A 17,332-nucleotide genomic window follows, 5' to 3' on the forward strand; every position below is an offset into this window, starting at 1 on the left:
ATGCGCGCCGCTGGCAAATTGAAACCAGCTATCGAGAACTCAAGCAGACGATGATGGGCATGGCGCCGATCCTGCGCAGCCGCAGCGTTGAGGGGGTGTATCAGGAAATCTGGGGCGCGCTGATTGCCTACAACCTCGTGCGATTGGAGATTGCCAAGGCCGCGCTTGCGGTGAAGTGCGAGCCGACCGAGATTAGCTTCGTGCGCGCCTTCCACGTCATCCAGTACGAATTGCACTGGGCCGCGGTTACCCGTGCGCAGGGCAAACTCCCAGCCCTGCTGCAACGACTGCGACTACGTCTGGTCGCGCTACTCAAAGAAGAACGGCCCGCTCGAAAATTCGAGCGGGCCGTGAAGGCCGTGCCAAAACGCTATGCCGTCCGCGTCCTTAAAAAGAACCTTAACTGAACGGCATTAGCCCGCGGGCCGGTTTTTCATGGTGCGTGCCGAACGTCAGTTGCGGTTGCCGCCGAAAATGCCGAGCAGCGCGAGCAGGTTCGTGAACACGTTGTACAGGTCGAGGTAGATCGCGAGCGTGGCCGAGATGTAGTTCGTCTCGCCGCCGTTCACGACGCGCTGGACGTCGAACAGCATGTAGGCCGAGAAGATCGCGATCGCGAGCACCGACACGGTGAGCATCAGCGCCGGCAGTTGCAGGAAGATGTTCGCGACCGACGCGAGCAGGATCACGATCACGCCCATGAACAGCCACTTGCCGAGGCCCGAGAAGTCGCGCTTGCTGACGGTGGCGATCGTCGCCATCGTGGCGAAGATGATGCCGGTGCCGCCGAACGCGAGCATGATCAGCGACGGGCCGTTCGAGAAGCCGAGGATGAAGCTCAGCAGCCGCGACAGCATCAGGCCCATGAAGAACGTGAAGCCGAGCAGCACGAACACGCCGGCCGCGCTGTTTTTGGTCCGCTCGATCGCGAACATGAAGCCGAACGCGATCGCGAAGAACGCGAGCAGGCTCATCATCGGGCTCGTGGCCGCGAACAGCGAGAAGCCCGTCGCGACGCCGACCCAGGCGCCCAGCACGGTCGGCACCATCGACAGCGCGAGCAGCCAGTACGTGTTCCGCAGCACGCGGTTGCGAACCTCGGCGGTGCTGACGGAGCCGCCGCGGCCGAAATTGTACGGATAGTCGTTCATGGTTTCTCCTAACATTGAACGCGTGAGCGTCCGGGGCCGGTTCGGCGCACGCGGTGTGCGGCGCAGCAAACCGGAGCAGCTATGGCTAAGATACGTTCCGTGCCCGGAGGTTTCAATGGCCGGGCGGCACAAAACACAGGGATTCCGAACCTTTCACGTGTGTAAGGGTTCAATCGCAATGATACACGGGATCGTGCTACAATAGCGGATTCATTTGAACCTGTAACTTCTTAATTTTTTGGAGTTTTTATGGCAATCGAGCGCACCCTGTCGATCATCAAGCCGGATGCGGTGGCAAAGAACGTGATCGGCCAGATCTACAGCCGTTTCGAAGGCGCCGGCCTGAAGATCGTCGCATCGCGCATGGCGCACCTATCGCGTGCCGACGCAGAGAAGTTCTACGCAGTTCACGCAGCGCGTCCGTTCTTCAAGGACCTCGTCGATTTCATGATCTCGGGCCCGGTGATGATCCAGGTTCTGGAAGGCGAAGGCGCGATCCTGAAGAACCGCGACCTGATGGGCGCAACGGATCCGAAGAAGGCGGAAAAGGGCACGATCCGCGCCGACTTCGCCGACAGCATCGACGCGAACGCCGTGCACGGCTCGGACGCTGCGGAAACGGCAGCGGTCGAAATCGCGTTCTTCTTCCCGGAAATGAACGTTTACTCGCGTTAAGCCCTGGCTGACAGCAAGTAGGCAGGATTCAGCGCACGCGGCAAGGCAGCACATCATGACGAGCGAAACTTCCGTCAATCTTCTCGACTTCGACGCCGAGGGTCTTGTCGCGTACTGCGGCAGCCTAGGCGAGAAGCCGTTCCGCGCCAAGCAGTTGCAGCGCTGGATCCACCAATACAACGCAGGCGATTTCGACGGCATGACCGATCTCGCGAAGTCCCTGAGGGAAAAACTCAAGGGCCGCGCATCGATCGTGATGCCGGACATCGCCAGCGATCACGTTTCCGCCGACGGTACGCGCAAGTGGCTGATCGACGTCGGAAACGGCAATGCGGTCGAAACCGTGTTCATCCCGGAAGAGACGCGCGGCACGCTGTGCGTGTCGTCGCAGGCCGGGTGCGCGGTGAACTGCCGCTTCTGTTCGACGGGCAAGCAGGGCTTCTCCCGCAACCTGTCGACAGCTGAAATCATCGGCCAGCTCCGGATGGCCGAATTTGCATTGCGAGCGTCGCTGGGCCGCGCGCCCGGCCCGAACGGCAAGGCCGAACGGGTCGTCACCAACGTGGTGATGATGGGCATGGGCGAGCCGCTCCTGAATTACAGCGCGGTCGTGCCCGCGATGCGGCTGATGCTCGACGACAACGCGTACGGCCTGTCGCGCCGTCGCGTCACGCTGTCGACGTCCGGCGTGGTGCCGATGATGGACCGCCTCGGCGCCGAGTTGCCGGTCGCGCTGGCCGTCTCGCTGCATGCGCCGAACGATGCGCTGCGCGACGAGCTGGTGCCGCTCAACAAGAAGTATCCGCTGCGCGAGCTGATGGCCGCGTGCCAGCGTTATCTGAAAGTCGCGCCGCGCGACTTCATTACATTCGAATACTGCATGCTCGACGGCGTCAACGATACCGAAGCGCATGCGCGCGAACTGCTGGCCGTCACGCGTGACGTGCCGTGCAAGTTCAACCTGATCCCGTTCAATCCGTTTCCGGAATCGGGCCTCCTCCGCTCGAAGCCGGAGCAGATCAAGCGCTTCGCCCAGATCCTCATCGATGCGGGTGTCGTCACGACCGTGCGCAAGACGCGCGGCGACGACATCGATGCCGCGTGCGGGCAACTGGCCGGCGCGGTGAAGGATCGCACGCGCCTCGCGGAGCGGACGGGCGCGGCAGGAAAAATCATCGAAGTTCGGGCAGTTTGACGGGGGCACCTGGCCGGGGTGCCCGAACCCTTTGGCGGTGCAACACGCGAATAGCGATCGGTCGCGGCGCCTCGGCGCCGCGCATGGTATGAACCGTTGCGGGTGCCGGCCGGCAGGGGCCGGCGGCAGCCGCCAGTGAAGAAGAATCGACGCGAGGACAAGGATGAGTGAGCCGCAGCCGTCTAACGGCGCAGAGACGAATGCCGCAAAGCCGGCACCGGCGGGACTGGAATCGCTGGCGGCGGTCGGCAGCCGCCTGGCGCAGCTTCGGGAGACGAAGGGCTGGTCGGTCGACGACGTGTCGGCGCGACTCAAGGTCGCACCGCAAAAACTCCGGGCGCTCGAGGCCGGCGACATCAGCCATTTGCCCGGCGTGACGTTCGCGCTCGGTGTCGTGCGCAGCTACGCGAAGATGCTCGGCGTCGATCCGGAGCCGTTCGCGCAGGCGCTGCGCCGCGAGCGTGGGGTGCCGGAAGTCGATCTGTCGATGCCTGCGTCGTCGGGCACGGATCTGCCGCGCGGCCGCGTGTCGATTCCGCTCGGCGGCTCGTCGCGCAACCATCCGTGGCTGTGGGGAACGGGGATCGTCGTCGTCGCGGTGGTCGCCGTACTGATGTGGCACACTGGCGGCGATTCGTCGAGCCTGCTCGCGCGCTTCAAGGGCGGCGACGCCGAGCATGCGTCCGCTGCGAGCGCGTCGGTGGCATCGTCGTCTGCCGAAGAGGCGGCGACGAACGGCGCGTCGGCGGCGGTGGCGAATGAGGTTCCGGCCCCGGCTGCCGCATCGGCTGCCCCGGCGCAGGCGATCGCGTCGGCCGTTCCGGCGCCGGCGGCTCCGGTCGCGACGGCGGCTGCGTCGCAGCCCGTGGCGGAAGCGGCGGCGGCGAGCACGGCCGCGCCGGCCCAGCCGGCGAGCGTCGTGGTGGCGGCAGGCCAGTCGATGGTCGAACTGAAGGTCAAGCAGGATTGCTGGTTCAGCGTGCGCGACAAGAACGGCAAGGAGTTGTTCTCGGCGCTGGTGCGCGCCGGCGAAACGAAGCAGGTTGCCGGTGACGGGCCGTTCAAGGTCACGATCGGCAACAAGGCCGGCCTCGACGCGGTTGCGTTCGACGGAAAACCGGTCGATCCGGCAAAATATTCGGCAGCGCGGGGTAACGTGGCGCGGTTCACGTTGCCCTGACGTCAAGCGCCGTGGCGAAGGCTTGCCGTCGATACCGGCAGGCCGTGAGGGCACGGCGCTTTTTCAATTCATGCGCCGCGTCGCGGCGCATTCCGCGTAAATGGATCTATCGATGCAATCCGAAGCTCAATCCCCACGCAGCAGTCAGATTTGTTCAACCGAGCCGGTGTTCGGCGGGCATCAGCCGCGCCGCGTATCGCATGCGGTGGATGTCCGCTGGGGCGGGCAACTCGTGACGATCGGCGGTGACGCGCCGGTGCGCGTGCAGTCGATGACGAATACCGACACGGCCGATGCGATCGGCACGGCGATCCAGATCAAGGAACTCGCGAATGCGGGCTCCGAACTGGTGCGCATCACGGTCAACACGCCCGAAGCCGCGGCCGCCGTGCCGGCGATTCGCGAGCAGCTCGACCGGATGGGCGTGACCGTGCCGCTCGTCGGCGATTTCCACTACAACGGCCACCTGCTGCTGCGCGACTACCCCGGCTGCGCGGAGTCGCTGTCGAAGTACCGGATCAACCCCGGCAACGTTGGCCAGGGCGCGAAGCGCGACACGCAGTTCGCGCAGATGATCGAGGCCGCGGCGAAGTACGACAAGCCGGTGCGGATCGGCGTGAACTGGGGCAGTCTCGACCAGGACCTGCTTGCGCGCATGATGGACGAGAACGGCGCGCGGGCGCAGCCGTGGGACGCGCAGAGCGTGATGTACGAGGCGCTGATCCAGTCGGCGATCGGCTCGGCCGAACGCGCGGTCGAGCTCGGCCTGGGCCGCGACCGCATCGTGCTGTCGTGCAAGGTCAGCGGCGTGCAGGACCTGATCGCCGTGTACCGCGAACTCGGCCGCCGCTGCGGCTTCGCGCTGCACCTCGGGCTGACCGAGGCCGGCATGGGCTCGAAGGGCATCGTCGCGTCGACGGCAGCGCTCGGTGTGCTGCTGCAGGAAGGGATCGGCGACACGATCCGCATCTCGCTGACGCCGGAACCGGGCGCGTCGCGCACGGGCGAGGTGATCGTCGGCCAGGAAATCCTGCAGACGATGGGCCTGCGCTCGTTCGCGCCGATGGTGATCGCGTGCCCGGGCTGCGGCCGCACGACGAGCACGCTGTTCCAGGAACTCGCGATGCAGATCCAGACGTATCTGCGCGAGCAGATGCCGGCCTGGCGCAAGGAATATCCGGGCGTCGAAAAGATGAACGTCGCGGTGATGGGCTGCATCGTCAACGGCCCGGGCGAATCGAAGCACGCGAACATCGGCATCAGCCTGCCGGGTTCGGGCGAGAACCCGGCCGCGCCCGTCTTCATCGACGGCGAGAAGGTCAAGACGCTGCGCGGCGAGCGGATCGCCGAGGAATTCCAGCAGATCGTCAGCGACTACGTCGCGCGCAATTACGGCCGCACCGAGGCCCTGAACTAATTCGTCCACACACACGAACGATGACTGAACAGAAACGCAAGATCGAGAAGCTCACCGGCGTCAAAGGCATGAACGACATCCTTCCGCAGGATGCCGGCCTGTGGGAATTCTTCGAAGCTACCGTGAAATCGCTGCTGCGCGCGTACGGCTACCAGAACATCCGCACGCCGATCGTCGAACACACGCAGCTCTTCACGCGCGGCATCGGCGAGGTCACGGACATCGTCGAGAAGGAGATGTACAGCTTCACCGACGCGCTGAACGGCGAGAACCTGACGATGCGTCCGGAAAACACTGCGGCCGTCGTGCGTGCGTCGATCGAGCACAACATGCTGTACGACGGCCCGAAACGCCTGTGGTACATCGGCCCGATGTTCCGTCACGAGCGTCCGCAGCGCGGCCGCTATCGCCAGTTCCACCAGGTCGGCGTCGAGGCGCTCGGCTTCGCGGGTCCCGATGCGGATGCCGAGATCATCATGATGTGCCAGCGTCTGTGGGACGACCTCGGCCTGACCGGCATCAAGCTCGAGATCAATTCGCTCGGCCTCGCCGAGGAGCGCGCCGCGCACCGCGTCGAACTGATCAAGTACCTCGAGCAGTTCGCCGACGTGCTCGACGAGGACGCGAAGCGCCGCCTGTATACGAACCCGTTGCGCGTGCTCGACACGAAGAATCCCGCGTTGCAGGAGATCGCGCAGAACGCGCCGAAGCTGATCGACTTCCTCGGCGACGAATCGCGCGCGCACTTCGAAGGACTGCAGCGCCTGCTGCTCGCGAACAACATTCCGTTCAAGATCAACCCGCGTCTCGTGCGCGGCCTCGATTATTACAACCTGACCGTGTTCGAGTGGGTAACCGACAAGCTCGGCGCGCAGGGCACGGTCGCGGCCGGCGGTCGCTACGATCCGCTGATCGAGCAGCTCGGCGGCAAGCCGACCGCCGCGTGCGGCTGGGCGATGGGCATCGAGCGGATCCTCGAACTGCTGAAGGAAGAGGATCTCGCGCCCGAGCAGGAAGGCGTCGACGTGTACGTCGTGCACCAGGGCGAGACCGCGCGCGAACAGGCGTTCATCGCGGCCGAGCGCCTGCGCGACACGGGCCTCGACGTGATCTTCCACTGCAGCGCCGACGGCGCGCCGGCAAGCTTCAAGTCGCAGATGAAGCGGGCCGATGCGAGCGGCGCCGCGTTCGCGGTGATCTTCGGCGAAGAAGAGGTCGCGAACGGCACGGTGGGCGTGAAAGCGTTGCGCGGCGCGGGTGCGGAAGGGGAAAAGAACGTTCAGCAGACCGTACCGGTCGAAAGCTTGACCGAATTCCTAATCAATGCGATGGTTGCATCCGCCGAAGACGGCGACGACTGATCGCGCTGGCATCCGCTCGACAAGAAAAGCCTGAACAGGAAGAAGGAATCGCTCGCCGATGAGTTATCACGACGAACAAGAATCGATTGAAAGTCTCAAGGCGTGGTGGGCCCGCTGGGGCAACCTCACCACGTGGATCGTGCTCGCGGCGCTCGTCGTCGCGGCCGGTTTCAACGGCTGGAACTACTGGCAGCGCCGTCAGGCTGCCGAGGCGTCCGGGCTGTACGAGCAGGTCCAGAAGGCCGCCGCCGCGAACGATAAGGCGACGATGGCCCGCGCGGCTGCCGACATGGAAGACAAGTTCGGCAGCACGCCGTATGCGCAGATGACGGCGCTCGCGGCCGCGAAGACGCTGTATGCGGCCGGCGACGCGGCGGGCGCGAAGGCGCAGCTGCAATGGGCCGTCGATCACGCCAAGGACGACGAGTACAAGCAGATCGCGAAGCTGCGTCTCGCGTCGCTGCTGCTCGACGAGAAGGCATACGATGCGGGCCTCGCGCTGCTCTCGGGTACGCCGGTCGATGCATTCAAGGGCCTCGTGGCCGATCGTCGCGGCGATCTGCTTGCCGCGCAAGGCAAGACCGACGATGCGCGCGCGGCTTACAAGCTCGCGCTCGACGGCCTGTCGAAGGACGACCAGTCCGCGCGCCAGCTCGTGCAGTTCAAGCTGGACGCGCTCGGCGGCTGAATCCCGGTCCCCTCAACCTCTTAACTCTGCTTCGCTAACCGATGAATTTGCTGAAACGTTACGCTGTGCCCGTTGCCTGCGCGGCGGCTGTCCTCGCTTTGGCGGCTTGCTCGTCGTCGAAGGACGCGCGCCGCGTGCCGACGCCGCTCACCGAGTTCAAGCCCGTCATGGACGTGCAACAGGTCTGGAAGGCGAGCGTCGGCAAGGGCGGACGCTACCTGTTCTCGCCGGTGGCCGTGGGTGACGCCGTCTACGCGGCGGGCGAAAACGGGTCGGTCGAGAAAATCGACGCGAAGACGGGCCAGACGCTGTGGCGCTCGAAGGTCGGTTCGGACCTGTCGGCGGGCGTCGGCAGCGACGGCAACCTGACCGCGGTCGGTGCGCTGAAGGGCGGCGTGTTCGTGCTGGGCCCGGACGGCAAGCAGCTGTGGAAGACCACCGTGCAGGGCGAGATCTTCTCGCCGCCGCTCGTCGGCAACGGCCTCGTGATCGTCCGCACGATCGACGGCCAGGTGATCGCGTTCAACGCGCAGACGGGCGAGCAGAAGTGGAACTACCGCAACCGTGCGGTGCCGCTGAACCTGCGCGTGTCGGCCGGCATGACGTTCGCCGGCGACGCGGCCGTGCTCGCGGGCTTCCCGGGCGGCGGTCTGGTCGCGATCAACCTGCAGACGGGCGAGCCATTCTGGCAGACCCCGGTGTCGTTCCCGAAGGGCGTGACCGAGGTCGAGCGCATCAACGACGTCAGCGGCCCGCCGACGCTCGTGGGCGCGGAAACCTGTGCGGTGACGTTCCAGGGGCAGCTCGGCTGCTTCGATGCGAATTCGGGGCGGCCGCTGTGGGAAAAGCCGTTCTCGAGCCGCAGCGGCCTCGCGCAGGACGATTCGGTGGTTGCCGGCGGCGACGACTGGTCGGTCGTCACCGCGTACGACGCGGCCACGGGCAACCAGCTCTGGCGTAACGACAAGCTGAAGAGCCGTGACGTCGGCGTGCCGTACCTGCTCGGGCACGCGGTCGTGATGGGCGATTACAAGGGCTTCGTGCACTTCCTGTCGCGCGAAGACGGCAGCTTCATCGCGCGGATGAAGACCGACGGCAGCGCGATCACGGCGGCGCCGGTCCTCGCGGGCAATACGCTCGTCGTGCAGACGAAGGACGGCGGCCTGTACGGGTTCCGCCCGCGCTGACGCGCAGGAAACAGGCACGGCCGTGGCGCGGCGGGCAGATCCCGCGCGCCGCGGCCGCGTAACTTGAAGGCGGCCGGCGTTCCCGGCCGCTCGGTATTTGAAAGGCAGTTCGAGACGAAAGACGACGGCGCGCAACGCGCGCCGGGCGCACGCATCCGGCGCGGCGCGAATTCGTGATATTTTCATTCAGCGCAGCCGCCCGCAGCAGCGGGCCTCCCGCTGCTGCGCTTCACCGTAGAAAACACAGATGAAACCGGTCATTGCCCTCGTTGGGCGCCCCAATGTGGGGAAATCCACGCTGTTCAACCGGCTCACGCGCTCGCGCGATGCGCTGGTCGCCGACTTGCCGGGCCTCACGCGCGATCGCCATTACGGCGAAGGACGCGTCGGCGAGCGGCCGTACCTGGTCGTCGATACCGGCGGCTTCGAGCCCGTCGCGAAGGACGGCATCCTGCACGAAATGGCGCGCCAGACGCGGCAGGCCGTCGAGGAAGCCGACGTCGTCGTGTTCATCGTCGACGGCCGCAACGGGCTCGCGCCGCAGGACAAGTCGATCGCCGACTACCTGCGCAAGACCGGCCGGCCGATCTTCCTCGTCGTCAACAAGGCCGAGGGGATGAAGTACACGGCGGTCGCGACGGATTTCTACGAGCTCGGGCTCGGCGATCCGCGCGCGATCTCGGCCGCGCACGGCGACGGCGTGACCGACATGATCAACGAGGCGCTGGAAGTCGCGTATGCGGGCCAGCCCGAGGAAGCGGACGAGGACGATCCGTCGCGCGGCATCAAGATCGCGATCGTCGGCCGCCCGAACGTCGGCAAGTCGACGCTCGTGAATGCGCTGATCGGCGAAGACCGCGTGATCGCGTTCGACATGCCGGGCACGACGCGCGACTCGATCTACGTCGACTTCGAGCGTAACGGCAAGAAATACACGCTGATCGACACGGCCGGCCTGCGACGCCGCGGCAAGGTGTTCGAGGCGATCGAGAAGTTCTCGGTCGTGAAGACGCTGCAGTCGATCTCCGACGCGAACGTCGTCATTCTTCTGCTGGATGCGCAGCAGGACATTTCCGACCAGGACGCGCACATCGCCGGCTTCGTCGTCGAGCAGGGCCGCGCGCTCGTGATCGGCGTCAACAAGTGGGACGGCCTCGACGATCACGCGCGCGACCGCGCGAAAGCGGATTTGACCCGCAAGCTGAAATTCCTCGACTTCGCGAAATCGCACTTCATTTCGGCCGCGAAGAAGACGGGTATCGGCGCGCTGATGCGCTCGGTCGACGACGCGTACGCGGCGGCGATGGCGAAGCTGCCGACGCCGAAGCTTACCCGCGCGCTGATCGAGGCCGTCGAATTCCAGCAGCCGCGCCGTCGCGGCCCGGTGCGCCCGAAGCTGCGCTATGCGCACCAGGGCGGCCAGAATCCGCCGATCATCGTGATCCACGGCAATGCGCTCGACGCGGTGACGGAGACCTACAAGCGTTACCTCGAAAACCGGTTCCGCGAAACTTTCTCGCTGACCGGGACTCCATTGCGCATAGAGTTCCGTTCGTCGAACAACCCGTACGCGGACAAGGGCTGAAGCACGCCCCGCAAGGCATCGGCCGCATGGCCAGTGGCCGGGCGGGGCAGGCAAAATCAGCTATAGTGTAGCGATTGGCGCCGGATCTCTTTTTCTTCGCCGCCAATCCAGATCAACCTGCAAAAAAAGATGGAGTACGCCATGAGCAACAAAGGGCAATTGTTACAAGACCCGTTTTTGAACGCACTGCGCAAAGAGCACGTTCCCGTTTCGATCTACCTCGTCAACGGCATCAAGCTTCAAGGGAACATTGAATCGTTCGACCAGTACGTCGTGTTGCTCCGTAATACGGTGACCCAGATGGTTTACAAGCACGCCATCTCGACGGTCGTGCCGGCGCGCCCGGTGAATTTCCACCCGGACGCGGAAGCCTCGTCCTAACCTATCGCAGCGGCCGGCATCCGGTCGCCGCGAGCGACCGATGCCAGCCGCCTTATCTTGACACCCGATAATTTGATCAACGCAGCGCTCGTCGGCATCGATTTCGGCAAGACCGATTTCGAAGCCAGTCTCGAAGAACTCAGTCTTCTCGCCTCCAGTGCGGGGGCCCGTCCCGCCGTCACCCTCACGGGTCGTCGCGCCAGCCCCGATGCCAAGATGTTCATCGGCAGCGGCAAAGCCGAAGAACTGCGGCTTGCCTGCGACGCGCACAACGTCGAAATCGTCATCTTCAACCACGCGTTGGCGCCCGCCCAGCAACGTAATCTGGAGCAAGCGCTTAACAGGCGCGTGGTCGATCGCACGAGCCTCATCCTCGACATCTTCGCGCAGCGCGCCCGCAGCCACGAAGGCAAGCTGCAGGTCGAGCTCGCGCAGCTTCAATACCTGTCGACCCGGCTCATTCGCGCGTGGACCCACCTCGAACGGCAAAAGGGCGGTATCGGCCTGCGCGGCCCCGGCGAAACCCAGCTCGAAACCGACCGCCGGCTGATCGGCGAACGCATCAAGATGCTGAAGTCGAGGCTCGACCGGCTGCGCCGCCAGCACAGCACGCAGCGCCGGCAGCGCGCGCGCAGCGGCACGATGTCGGTGTCGCTCGTCGGCTATACGAACGCGGGCAAGTCGACGCTGTTCAATGCGCTGACGAAAGCGCAGGCGTACGCGGCCGACCAGCTGTTCGCGACGCTCGATACGACGTCGCGGCGCGTGTACCTCGGCGACGAAGTCGGGCAGATCGTCGTGTCCGATACGGTCGGGTTCATCCGCGAGCTGCCTCACCAGCTCGTCGCGGCGTTCCGCGCGACCCTCGAGGAAACGATCCACGCGGATCTGCTGCTGCATGTGGTCGATGCGTCGAGCGCGGTCAGGCTCGAGCAGATCGAGCAGGTCAACGGCGTGCTGCACGAGATCGGCGCGGACACGATCCGCCAGGTGCTGGTATTCAACAAGATCGACGCCGTACCCGAGCTGGCGGCCCGCGGCGACGCGGTCGAGCGTGACGAGTGTGGTAATATTTCGCGCGTCTTTTTGAGCGCGCGCACCGGTCAGGGTCTCGATACGTTGCGTGCCGCCATCGCCGAAATCGCCTCCGCGGAACACCTTTCCAGCGCGACGTTACCCGACGCGCTCGATGGCACGTCCGCTGAACCACACGAAGACCACACGATTTCCGAACACGGGCGCTAACCGGTCCCGGCCGGTTCGTCGGCGTCTAATCTGGTGAACAAACTCTGGTGAACGAATACAACGAGCGGAGTACCTGGCGGCGGATGCGCGCCTTGCTGTCAATCAACGATCCCCGCTGGGGACGCGGCGAAGGCAATGGCAAGGACGGATCCCGTCCGCGCGCGAACGAATCGAAGCGCCCGCCAGGCGGCGACGGCGATGGTCCGCCCGATCTCGACGAGATGTGGCGCAACTTCAACCGGCGCTTGAGCGGCCTGTTCGGCGGCAAGGGCGGCAACGGCTTTCGTCCTGACAACGGCCGGGCCGCACGGGTCGGCGTCGGGATCGTGATCGGCGTGCTGGTCGCGGTGTATGCGGGCAGCGGGCTGTTCGTCGTGCAGGAAGGCCAGACGGGCGTCGTGCTGCAGCTCGGCAAGCTGTCGGGCACGGTCGGCCAGGGCGTGCACTGGCGCGCGCCGTATCCGTTCGCGTCGCACGAGATCGTCGACACGTCGCAGGTCCGCTCGATCGAGATCGGCCGCAACAACGTCGTGCGTCTCGCGAACGTGAAGGAAGCCGCGATGCTGACGCGCGATGCCGACATCGTCGACGTGCGCTTCATCGTCCAGTACCGGATTCGTTCCGCCACCGATTACCTGTTCCGCAGCGTCGATCCCGAGCGCAGCGTGTCGCAGGCCGCGCAAGCCGCGGTGCGCGCGATCGTCGGCACGCGCAGCGCGGCCGACATGCTGAATCAGGATCGCGATGCGCTGCGCGAGCAGCTTTCCACCGCGATCCAGCGCGATCTCGACCGCTACCAGTCGGGGCTCGAGGTGACGGCCGTCACGATGCAGAGCGTCGCGGCGCCGGAGCAGACCCAGGCCGCATACGCCGAAGTCGCGAAGGCGCGCGACGAGCGCGAGGCCGCGAAGCGCGCCGCGCAGGCGTATGCGAGCGACCTGCTGCCGAAGGCGCAGGGCGATGCGGCGAAGCTCGTCGACGAAGCGAAGGCGTATGCCGATCGCGTGGTCACGGAAGCCGAGGGCGACGCGGACCGCTTCAAGCAGGTCTATGCGCAGTACTCGAAGGCGCCCGCGGTCATCCGCGAGCGGATGTACCTCGAGACGATGCAGGAAATCTATTCGAACGCGACGAAAGTGTTCATCGGCAACAAGGGCGGCAACAGCGTCGTGTACCTGCCGCTCGACAAGCTCGTCGAGCAGGGGCGGCAAAACGCCGCGGCGTCGACCGGCGCGTCCGCGCCCGATGCGGCGTCGGCACCGGCGGCCACGGCGCCGGCGGCGGCCGCAGCCGCACCGGCGAGCGCCGCACCGGCCGTCACCGCGTCGGGTGTCGACGTGCTGCGATCGCGCGAAGCGTTTCGCAGCCGCTCGCGTGAAGACGATACGAAGTAACGGGGAACGCAGAACATGAACCGAATCATTGCGCTCGTCGTCGCAATCGTGATCGTTGCCTTCGCGGCCTCGTCGACGGTCCTCACCGTCGATCCGCGCCATGCAGCCGTGCTGTCGGGTCGCGACGGCACGCAGCCGGAGCTCGCGGGGCCCGGCGTCCACTTCAAGCTGCCGCCGCCGCTGCAGACGGCCACGCTGATCGACACGCGCCTGCAATCGCTCGAATCGTCCGATCCGCTGCAGCTGGCGACCGAAGACAAGCACGACCTGCTCGTCGCGTACACGGTGAAGTACCGGATCAGCGATCCGATGAAATATTTCACCGCGACGGGCGGCGACCCGGCGGCTGCGGCCGAACGGCTGTCCGGCGCGTTGAAGGGCGCGCTCGGCGACGCATTCGGCAAGCGCGCGCTCGACGATGCCCTCGGCAGTCAACGCGCGATCGCCGATGCGGCGCGCGATGCGGCGAAGGCGCAAGCGTCCGTTTTCGGCGTCGACGTGGTCGACGTCCAGCTGACGCGTGTCGACCTGCCTGCCGCGCAGACGGAAGCCGTCTATCAACGGATGATCGGCGCGTTGCGCGATCAGGCGGCCCAGGTGCGTGCGCAAGGCGCGGCCGACGTCGAGCAGATCAAGGCCGACGCCGAACGCGAGCAGCAGGCCGTGCTCGCGAACGCGTACAAGTCCGCGCAGACGATCAAGGGCGAGGGCGACGCGAAGGCCGCCACGATCGCCGCCGACGCGTTCGGCCGCGATCCGCAGTTCTATCAGTTCTACGCGAGCCTGCAGGCCTACCGGAACACGTTCAAGCGCAATGACATCATCGTCGTCGATCCCGACAGCGAGTTCTTCCGCTTCATGCGCAGCCCGACGGGCGGTGCCGCACCGGCGGCGCCTGCTCCCCGCAAACATTGACCTTGGGGCGCCGCGTCGAGCGGCGCCGTCGCTCGCATGGACCTGGCTGGCTCGTTGTTGCTCGCAGTAGCGCTGATGCTGATTATCGAGGGCGCATTCCCCTTCGTGTTTCCGTCCGCATGGCGTGACACGTTTCGTAGAATAGCGGAACGGCCGCCGCATCATATCCGGATCGGCGGGCTGATCGTGATGGTGCTCGGGCTCGTGCTGCTGTTGCTCGCGACCTGACCGGCGCCGCGATCCGGACGGCGCATCGGCCGTTCGTTCCGCCCTGATTTCGAAGTTCCGATTCAACTCGCGGCGCGCGTGACGCGCACCGTTTCCCGTCGTAGGACCGTACCGATGTCGACCTGGTTACTTCCCGAGAATATCGCCGACGTGCTGCCGTCGGAAGCGCGCAAGATCGAGGAGCTGCGCCGCAGGCTACTCGACCGCTTCCGCTCGTACGGCTACGAAATGGTGATGCCGCCGCTGCTCGAATACCTCGAGTCGCTGCTGACGAGCGGCGGCGCCGATCTGCGCCTGCGCACCTTCAAGCTGGTCGACCAACTGTCGGGCCGCACGCTCGGCCTGCGCGCGGACATCACGCCGCAGGTCGCGCGCATCGACGCCCACCTGTTGAACCGTCAGGGCGTGACGCGCCTCTGCTACGCGGGCCACGTGATGCATACGCGCCCGCGCGGCCTGCACGCGACGCGCGAGCAGATCCAGATCGGCGCCGAAATCTACGGCCACGCCGGGCTCGAAGCCGATCTCGAGATCCAGCAACTGATGCTCGACGCGCTGCATCTCGCAGGTCTGTCGCGCATCCGTCTCGACCTCGGTCACGCGGGCGTGCTTGCGGCGCTGCTGGCGCGCGACGCGCAGGCCGCCGAACGCGGCGAGTCGCTGTACGACGCGCTGTCGGGCAAGGACGTGCCGCTGCTGAACGAACTCACCGACGATCTCGGCGCCGATACGCGCGCCGCGCTGCGCGCGCTGCCGAACCTCTACGGCGACGCGAGCGTGCTGGCCGAGGCGCGTACGCGCCTGCCGGTGCTGCCCGAAATCACGCGGGCGCTCGACGATCTGGCGCAGCTCGCGTCGCAGGCGAAGGGCGTCGAAGTCGCGATCGATCTCGCCGACATGCGCGGCTACGCGTACCACAGCGGCGCGATGTTCACCGCATACGTCGACGGCGTGCCGAACGCGATCGCGCGCGGCGGCCGTTACGACCACGTGGGGCAGGCCTATGGCCGCGCCCGTCCGGCAACCGGCTTCTCGCTCGACCTGCGCGAACTCGCGCGGATTTCGCCGGTCGAGGCGCGCGGTACCGCGATTCTCGCGCCGTGGGCGCAGGACGACGCGCTGGGCGCGGCCGTCGCGGCGCTGCGTGATGCGGGCGAAGTCGTGATCCAGGCGCTGCCGGGCCACGACCACGTGCTCGACGAGTTCGCGTGCGATCGTTCGCTCGTCGAGCGTAACGGCGCATGGATGGTCGAACCCCGATAAAGAGGTGTTCGCGGGCCGTGCTTCGGCGTGCATATCGTTGAAGCGAAACGGAAAAATTCGGAAACGCCCGCGAACATAGGTAGAATACGTTTTTAACCAGCTAACGAATCAACATGTCTGCCAGCGCAGTGAACGTGACTCCCGGGCGCAACGTCGTCGTCGTGGGAACGCAATGGGGTGATGAAGGCAAGGGCAAGATCGTCGACTGGCTGACGGACCACGCTCAGGGCGTCGTGCGTTTCCAGGGCGGTCACAACGCCGGCCACACCCTCATCATCGGCGGCAAGAAAACGATCTTGCGCCTCATTCCGTCGGGCATCATGCGTGAAGGCGTCGCCTGCTACATCGGCAACGGCGTCGTCCTGTCCCCCGAAGCACTGTTCAAGGAAATCGGCGAGCTCGAAGAAGCCGGCGTGAACGTACGCGACCGTCTGTTCATCTCCGAAGCCACGACGCTGATCCTGCCGTACCACATCGCGATCGACCAGGCGCGCGAAGCGCGCAAGGGCGCCGGCAAGATCGGCACGACCGGCCGCGGCATCGGCCCCGCGTACGAAGACAAGGTCGGCCGCCGCGCGCTGCGCGTGCAGGACCTGTTCGACGCGAAGACCTTCGCCGATCGCCTGCGCGAAAATCTCGATTTCCACAATTTCGTGCTGACCCAGTATCTGGGCGGCGCGGCCGTCGACTTCCAGGCCACGCTCGACACGATGCTCGGCTATGCCGATCGCCTGAAACCGATGGTGGCCGACGTGTCGCGCCGCCTGTACGACGCGAACAACGCGGGCCAGAACCTGCTGTTCGAAGGCGCGCAAGGCACGCTGCTCGACATCGATCACGGCACCTATCCGTTCGTCACGTCGAGCAACTGCGTCGCAGGGGCGGCGTCGGCCGGCGCGGGCGTCGGTCCGCAGAAGCTCAACTACATCCTCGGCATCACGAAGGCGTATTGCACGCGCGTCGGCTCGGGCCCGTTCCCGAGCGAGCTGTACGATGCGGACAACCCGCAGCGTCAGGACCAGATCGGCGTCACGCTCGCGAACGTCGGCAAGGAATTCGGTTCGGTCACCGGCCGTCCGCGCCGCACCGGCTGGCTCGATGCGGCTGCGCTGCGCCGCTCGATCCAGATCAACGGCGTGTCGGGTCTGTGCATGACCAAGCTCGACGTGCTCGACGGCCTCGATGAAGTCAAGCTGTGCGTCGGCTACCAGGTCGACGGCAAGGACGTGGACATCCTGCCGCGCGGCGCGGTCGATGTCGCGCGTTGCGAGCCGGTGTACGAGACGTTCCCGGGCTGGAAGGAAAGCACCGTCGGGATCAATACGTGGGACGCGCTGCCGGCGAATGCGCAGGCTTACCTTGCCCGCGTCCAGGAAGTGGCTGGCGTGCCGGTCGACATGGTGTCGACGGGCCCGGACCGCGACGAAACGATCCTGCTCCGCCATCCGTTCAAGGTGTAAGACCCAG

At 65.9% G+C, this 17,332-nt stretch carries 17 protein-coding genes; 16 read left to right on the forward strand and 1 reads right to left on the reverse strand.

All coding sequences use genetic code 11. The features are described from left to right. A partial coding sequence (locus tag AC3IFE_RS00005; protein ID WP_489189190.1) for a transposase occupies positions 1-407 on the forward strand: 407 nt, incomplete at its 5' end. A gap of 45 nt (positions 408-452) precedes the next feature. On the opposite strand, the gene AC3IFE_RS00010 is transcribed toward AC3IFE_RS00005, so the two are convergent. Continuing rightward, positions 453-1,151 carry a Bax inhibitor-1/YccA family protein gene (locus tag AC3IFE_RS00010; RefSeq protein WP_006484459.1) on the reverse strand — a complete coding sequence of 233 codons (699 nt, stop codon included), beginning with the start codon at positions 1,149-1,151 and terminating at the stop codon, positions 453-455. 249 nt (positions 1,152-1,400) lie between these two features. Between AC3IFE_RS00010 and ndk the strand changes: the two genes are divergently transcribed. The 15 genes from ndk to AC3IFE_RS00085 all read left to right on the forward strand — a co-directional run bounded on the left by ndk (position 1,401) and on the right by AC3IFE_RS00085 (position 17,325). Further along, complete coding sequence (gene ndk / locus AC3IFE_RS00015; RefSeq protein ID WP_006478674.1) at positions 1,401-1,826, forward strand: nucleoside-diphosphate kinase; 426 nt, start codon at positions 1,401-1,403, stop codon at positions 1,824-1,826. A gap of 55 nt (positions 1,827-1,881) precedes the next feature. Beyond that, positions 1,882-3,021: a dual-specificity RNA methyltransferase RlmN gene (rlmN, locus tag AC3IFE_RS00020; RefSeq protein WP_489189191.1), complete on the forward strand. Its 1,140-nt coding sequence runs from the start codon at positions 1,882-1,884 to the stop codon at positions 3,019-3,021. 163 nt (positions 3,022-3,184) lie between these two features. Continuing rightward, positions 3,185-4,201 carry a helix-turn-helix domain-containing protein gene (locus AC3IFE_RS00025; protein ID WP_489189192.1) on the forward strand — a complete coding sequence of 339 codons (1,017 nt, stop codon included), beginning with the start codon at positions 3,185-3,187 and terminating at the stop codon, positions 4,199-4,201. Positions 4,202-4,313: 112 nt separating this feature from the next. Continuing rightward, on the forward strand, positions 4,314-5,618 hold the full coding sequence (gene ispG / locus AC3IFE_RS00030) for a flavodoxin-dependent (E)-4-hydroxy-3-methylbut-2-enyl-diphosphate synthase (protein WP_027806072.1): 1,305 nt from the start codon (positions 4,314-4,316) through the stop codon (positions 5,616-5,618). Between the two features lie 20 nt (positions 5,619-5,638). After that, positions 5,639-6,979 (forward strand): histidine--tRNA ligase, encoded by a 1,341-nt coding sequence (gene hisS, locus AC3IFE_RS00035; protein WP_034207440.1) that lies wholly within the window; start codon positions 5,639-5,641, stop codon positions 6,977-6,979. 58 nt (positions 6,980-7,037) lie between these two features. Then, a complete protein-coding gene (locus AC3IFE_RS00040; protein ID WP_006478678.1) occupies positions 7,038-7,667 on the forward strand; it encodes a tetratricopeptide repeat protein in 630 nt (209 codons plus the stop codon). 41 nt (positions 7,668-7,708) lie between these two features. Further along, entirely contained in the window at positions 7,709-8,854 is a 1,146-nt protein-coding gene (gene bamB, locus AC3IFE_RS00045) for an outer membrane protein assembly factor BamB (protein ID WP_059645732.1), read from the forward strand. Between the two features lie 247 nt (positions 8,855-9,101). Continuing rightward, a complete protein-coding gene (gene der, locus AC3IFE_RS00050; protein WP_011549692.1) occupies positions 9,102-10,439 on the forward strand; it encodes a ribosome biogenesis GTPase Der in 1,338 nt (445 codons plus the stop codon). 141 nt (positions 10,440-10,580) lie between these two features. Further along, positions 10,581-10,820, forward strand: coding sequence for an RNA chaperone Hfq (hfq, locus tag AC3IFE_RS00055; RefSeq protein WP_006399927.1), 240 nt, complete (start codon positions 10,581-10,583; stop codon positions 10,818-10,820). Between the two features lie 72 nt (positions 10,821-10,892). After that, positions 10,893-12,065 (forward strand): GTPase HflX, encoded by a 1,173-nt coding sequence (gene hflX, locus AC3IFE_RS00060; protein ID WP_489189202.1) that lies wholly within the window; start codon positions 10,893-10,895, stop codon positions 12,063-12,065. 47 nt (positions 12,066-12,112) lie between these two features. Beyond that, complete coding sequence (gene hflK / locus AC3IFE_RS00065; RefSeq protein WP_489189193.1) at positions 12,113-13,459, forward strand: FtsH protease activity modulator HflK; 1,347 nt, start codon at positions 12,113-12,115, stop codon at positions 13,457-13,459. 15 nt (positions 13,460-13,474) lie between these two features. Then, the gene (gene hflC / locus AC3IFE_RS00070; protein ID WP_489189194.1) at positions 13,475-14,374 is read left to right on the forward strand and encodes a protease modulator HflC; all 900 of its coding nucleotides are present in this window, start codon (positions 13,475-13,477) and stop codon (positions 14,372-14,374) included. A 36-nt stretch (positions 14,375-14,410) separates the two neighbouring features. Beyond that, positions 14,411-14,602 (forward strand): DUF2065 domain-containing protein, encoded by a 192-nt coding sequence (locus AC3IFE_RS00075; RefSeq protein WP_012328623.1) that lies wholly within the window; start codon positions 14,411-14,413, stop codon positions 14,600-14,602. A gap of 114 nt (positions 14,603-14,716) precedes the next feature. Beyond that, positions 14,717-15,865, forward strand: a complete 1,149-nt coding sequence (locus AC3IFE_RS00080) for an ATP phosphoribosyltransferase regulatory subunit (RefSeq protein ID WP_489189195.1) — start codon at positions 14,717-14,719, stop codon at positions 15,863-15,865. A gap of 113 nt (positions 15,866-15,978) precedes the next feature. Next, complete coding sequence (locus tag AC3IFE_RS00085) at positions 15,979-17,325, forward strand: adenylosuccinate synthase (protein ID WP_089467567.1); 1,347 nt, start codon at positions 15,979-15,981, stop codon at positions 17,323-17,325. Positions 17,326-17,332 lie beyond the last annotated feature (7 nt).

This window comes from Burkholderia sp. APQ4-4ca (assembly GCF_057837105.1).

What these genes read in the sequence shown, in the direction of transcription:
- AC3IFE_RS00040 (WP_006478678.1), top strand. Translation starts at nt 7,038, where the DNA reads ATGAGTTATCACGACGAACAAGAATCGATTGAAAGTCTCAAGGCGTGG.
- rlmN (WP_489189191.1), top strand. Translation starts at nt 1,882, where the DNA reads ATGACGAGCGAAACTTCCGTCAATCTTCTCGACTTCGACGCCGAGGGT.
- hfq (WP_006399927.1), top strand. Translation starts at nt 10,581, where the DNA reads ATGAGCAACAAAGGGCAATTGTTACAAGACCCGTTTTTGAACGCACTG.
- bamB (WP_059645732.1), top strand. Translation starts at nt 7,709, where the DNA reads ATGAATTTGCTGAAACGTTACGCTGTGCCCGTTGCCTGCGCGGCGGCT.
- AC3IFE_RS00025 (WP_489189192.1), top strand. Translation starts at nt 3,185, where the DNA reads ATGAGTGAGCCGCAGCCGTCTAACGGCGCAGAGACGAATGCCGCAAAG.
- AC3IFE_RS00075 (WP_012328623.1), top strand. Translation starts at nt 14,411, where the DNA reads ATGGACCTGGCTGGCTCGTTGTTGCTCGCAGTAGCGCTGATGCTGATT.
- ndk (WP_006478674.1), top strand. Translation starts at nt 1,401, where the DNA reads ATGGCAATCGAGCGCACCCTGTCGATCATCAAGCCGGATGCGGTGGCA.
- AC3IFE_RS00010 (WP_006484459.1), bottom strand. Translation starts at nt 1,151, where the DNA reads ATGAACGACTATCCGTACAATTTCGGCCGCGGCGGCTCCGTCAGCACC.
- ispG (WP_027806072.1), top strand. Translation starts at nt 4,314, where the DNA reads ATGCAATCCGAAGCTCAATCCCCACGCAGCAGTCAGATTTGTTCAACC.
- AC3IFE_RS00080 (WP_489189195.1), top strand. Translation starts at nt 14,717, where the DNA reads ATGTCGACCTGGTTACTTCCCGAGAATATCGCCGACGTGCTGCCGTCG.
- AC3IFE_RS00085 (WP_089467567.1), top strand. Translation starts at nt 15,979, where the DNA reads ATGTCTGCCAGCGCAGTGAACGTGACTCCCGGGCGCAACGTCGTCGTC.
- hisS (WP_034207440.1), top strand. Translation starts at nt 5,639, where the DNA reads ATGACTGAACAGAAACGCAAGATCGAGAAGCTCACCGGCGTCAAAGGC.
- hflC (WP_489189194.1), top strand. Translation starts at nt 13,475, where the DNA reads ATGAACCGAATCATTGCGCTCGTCGTCGCAATCGTGATCGTTGCCTTC.
- der (WP_011549692.1), top strand. Translation starts at nt 9,102, where the DNA reads ATGAAACCGGTCATTGCCCTCGTTGGGCGCCCCAATGTGGGGAAATCC.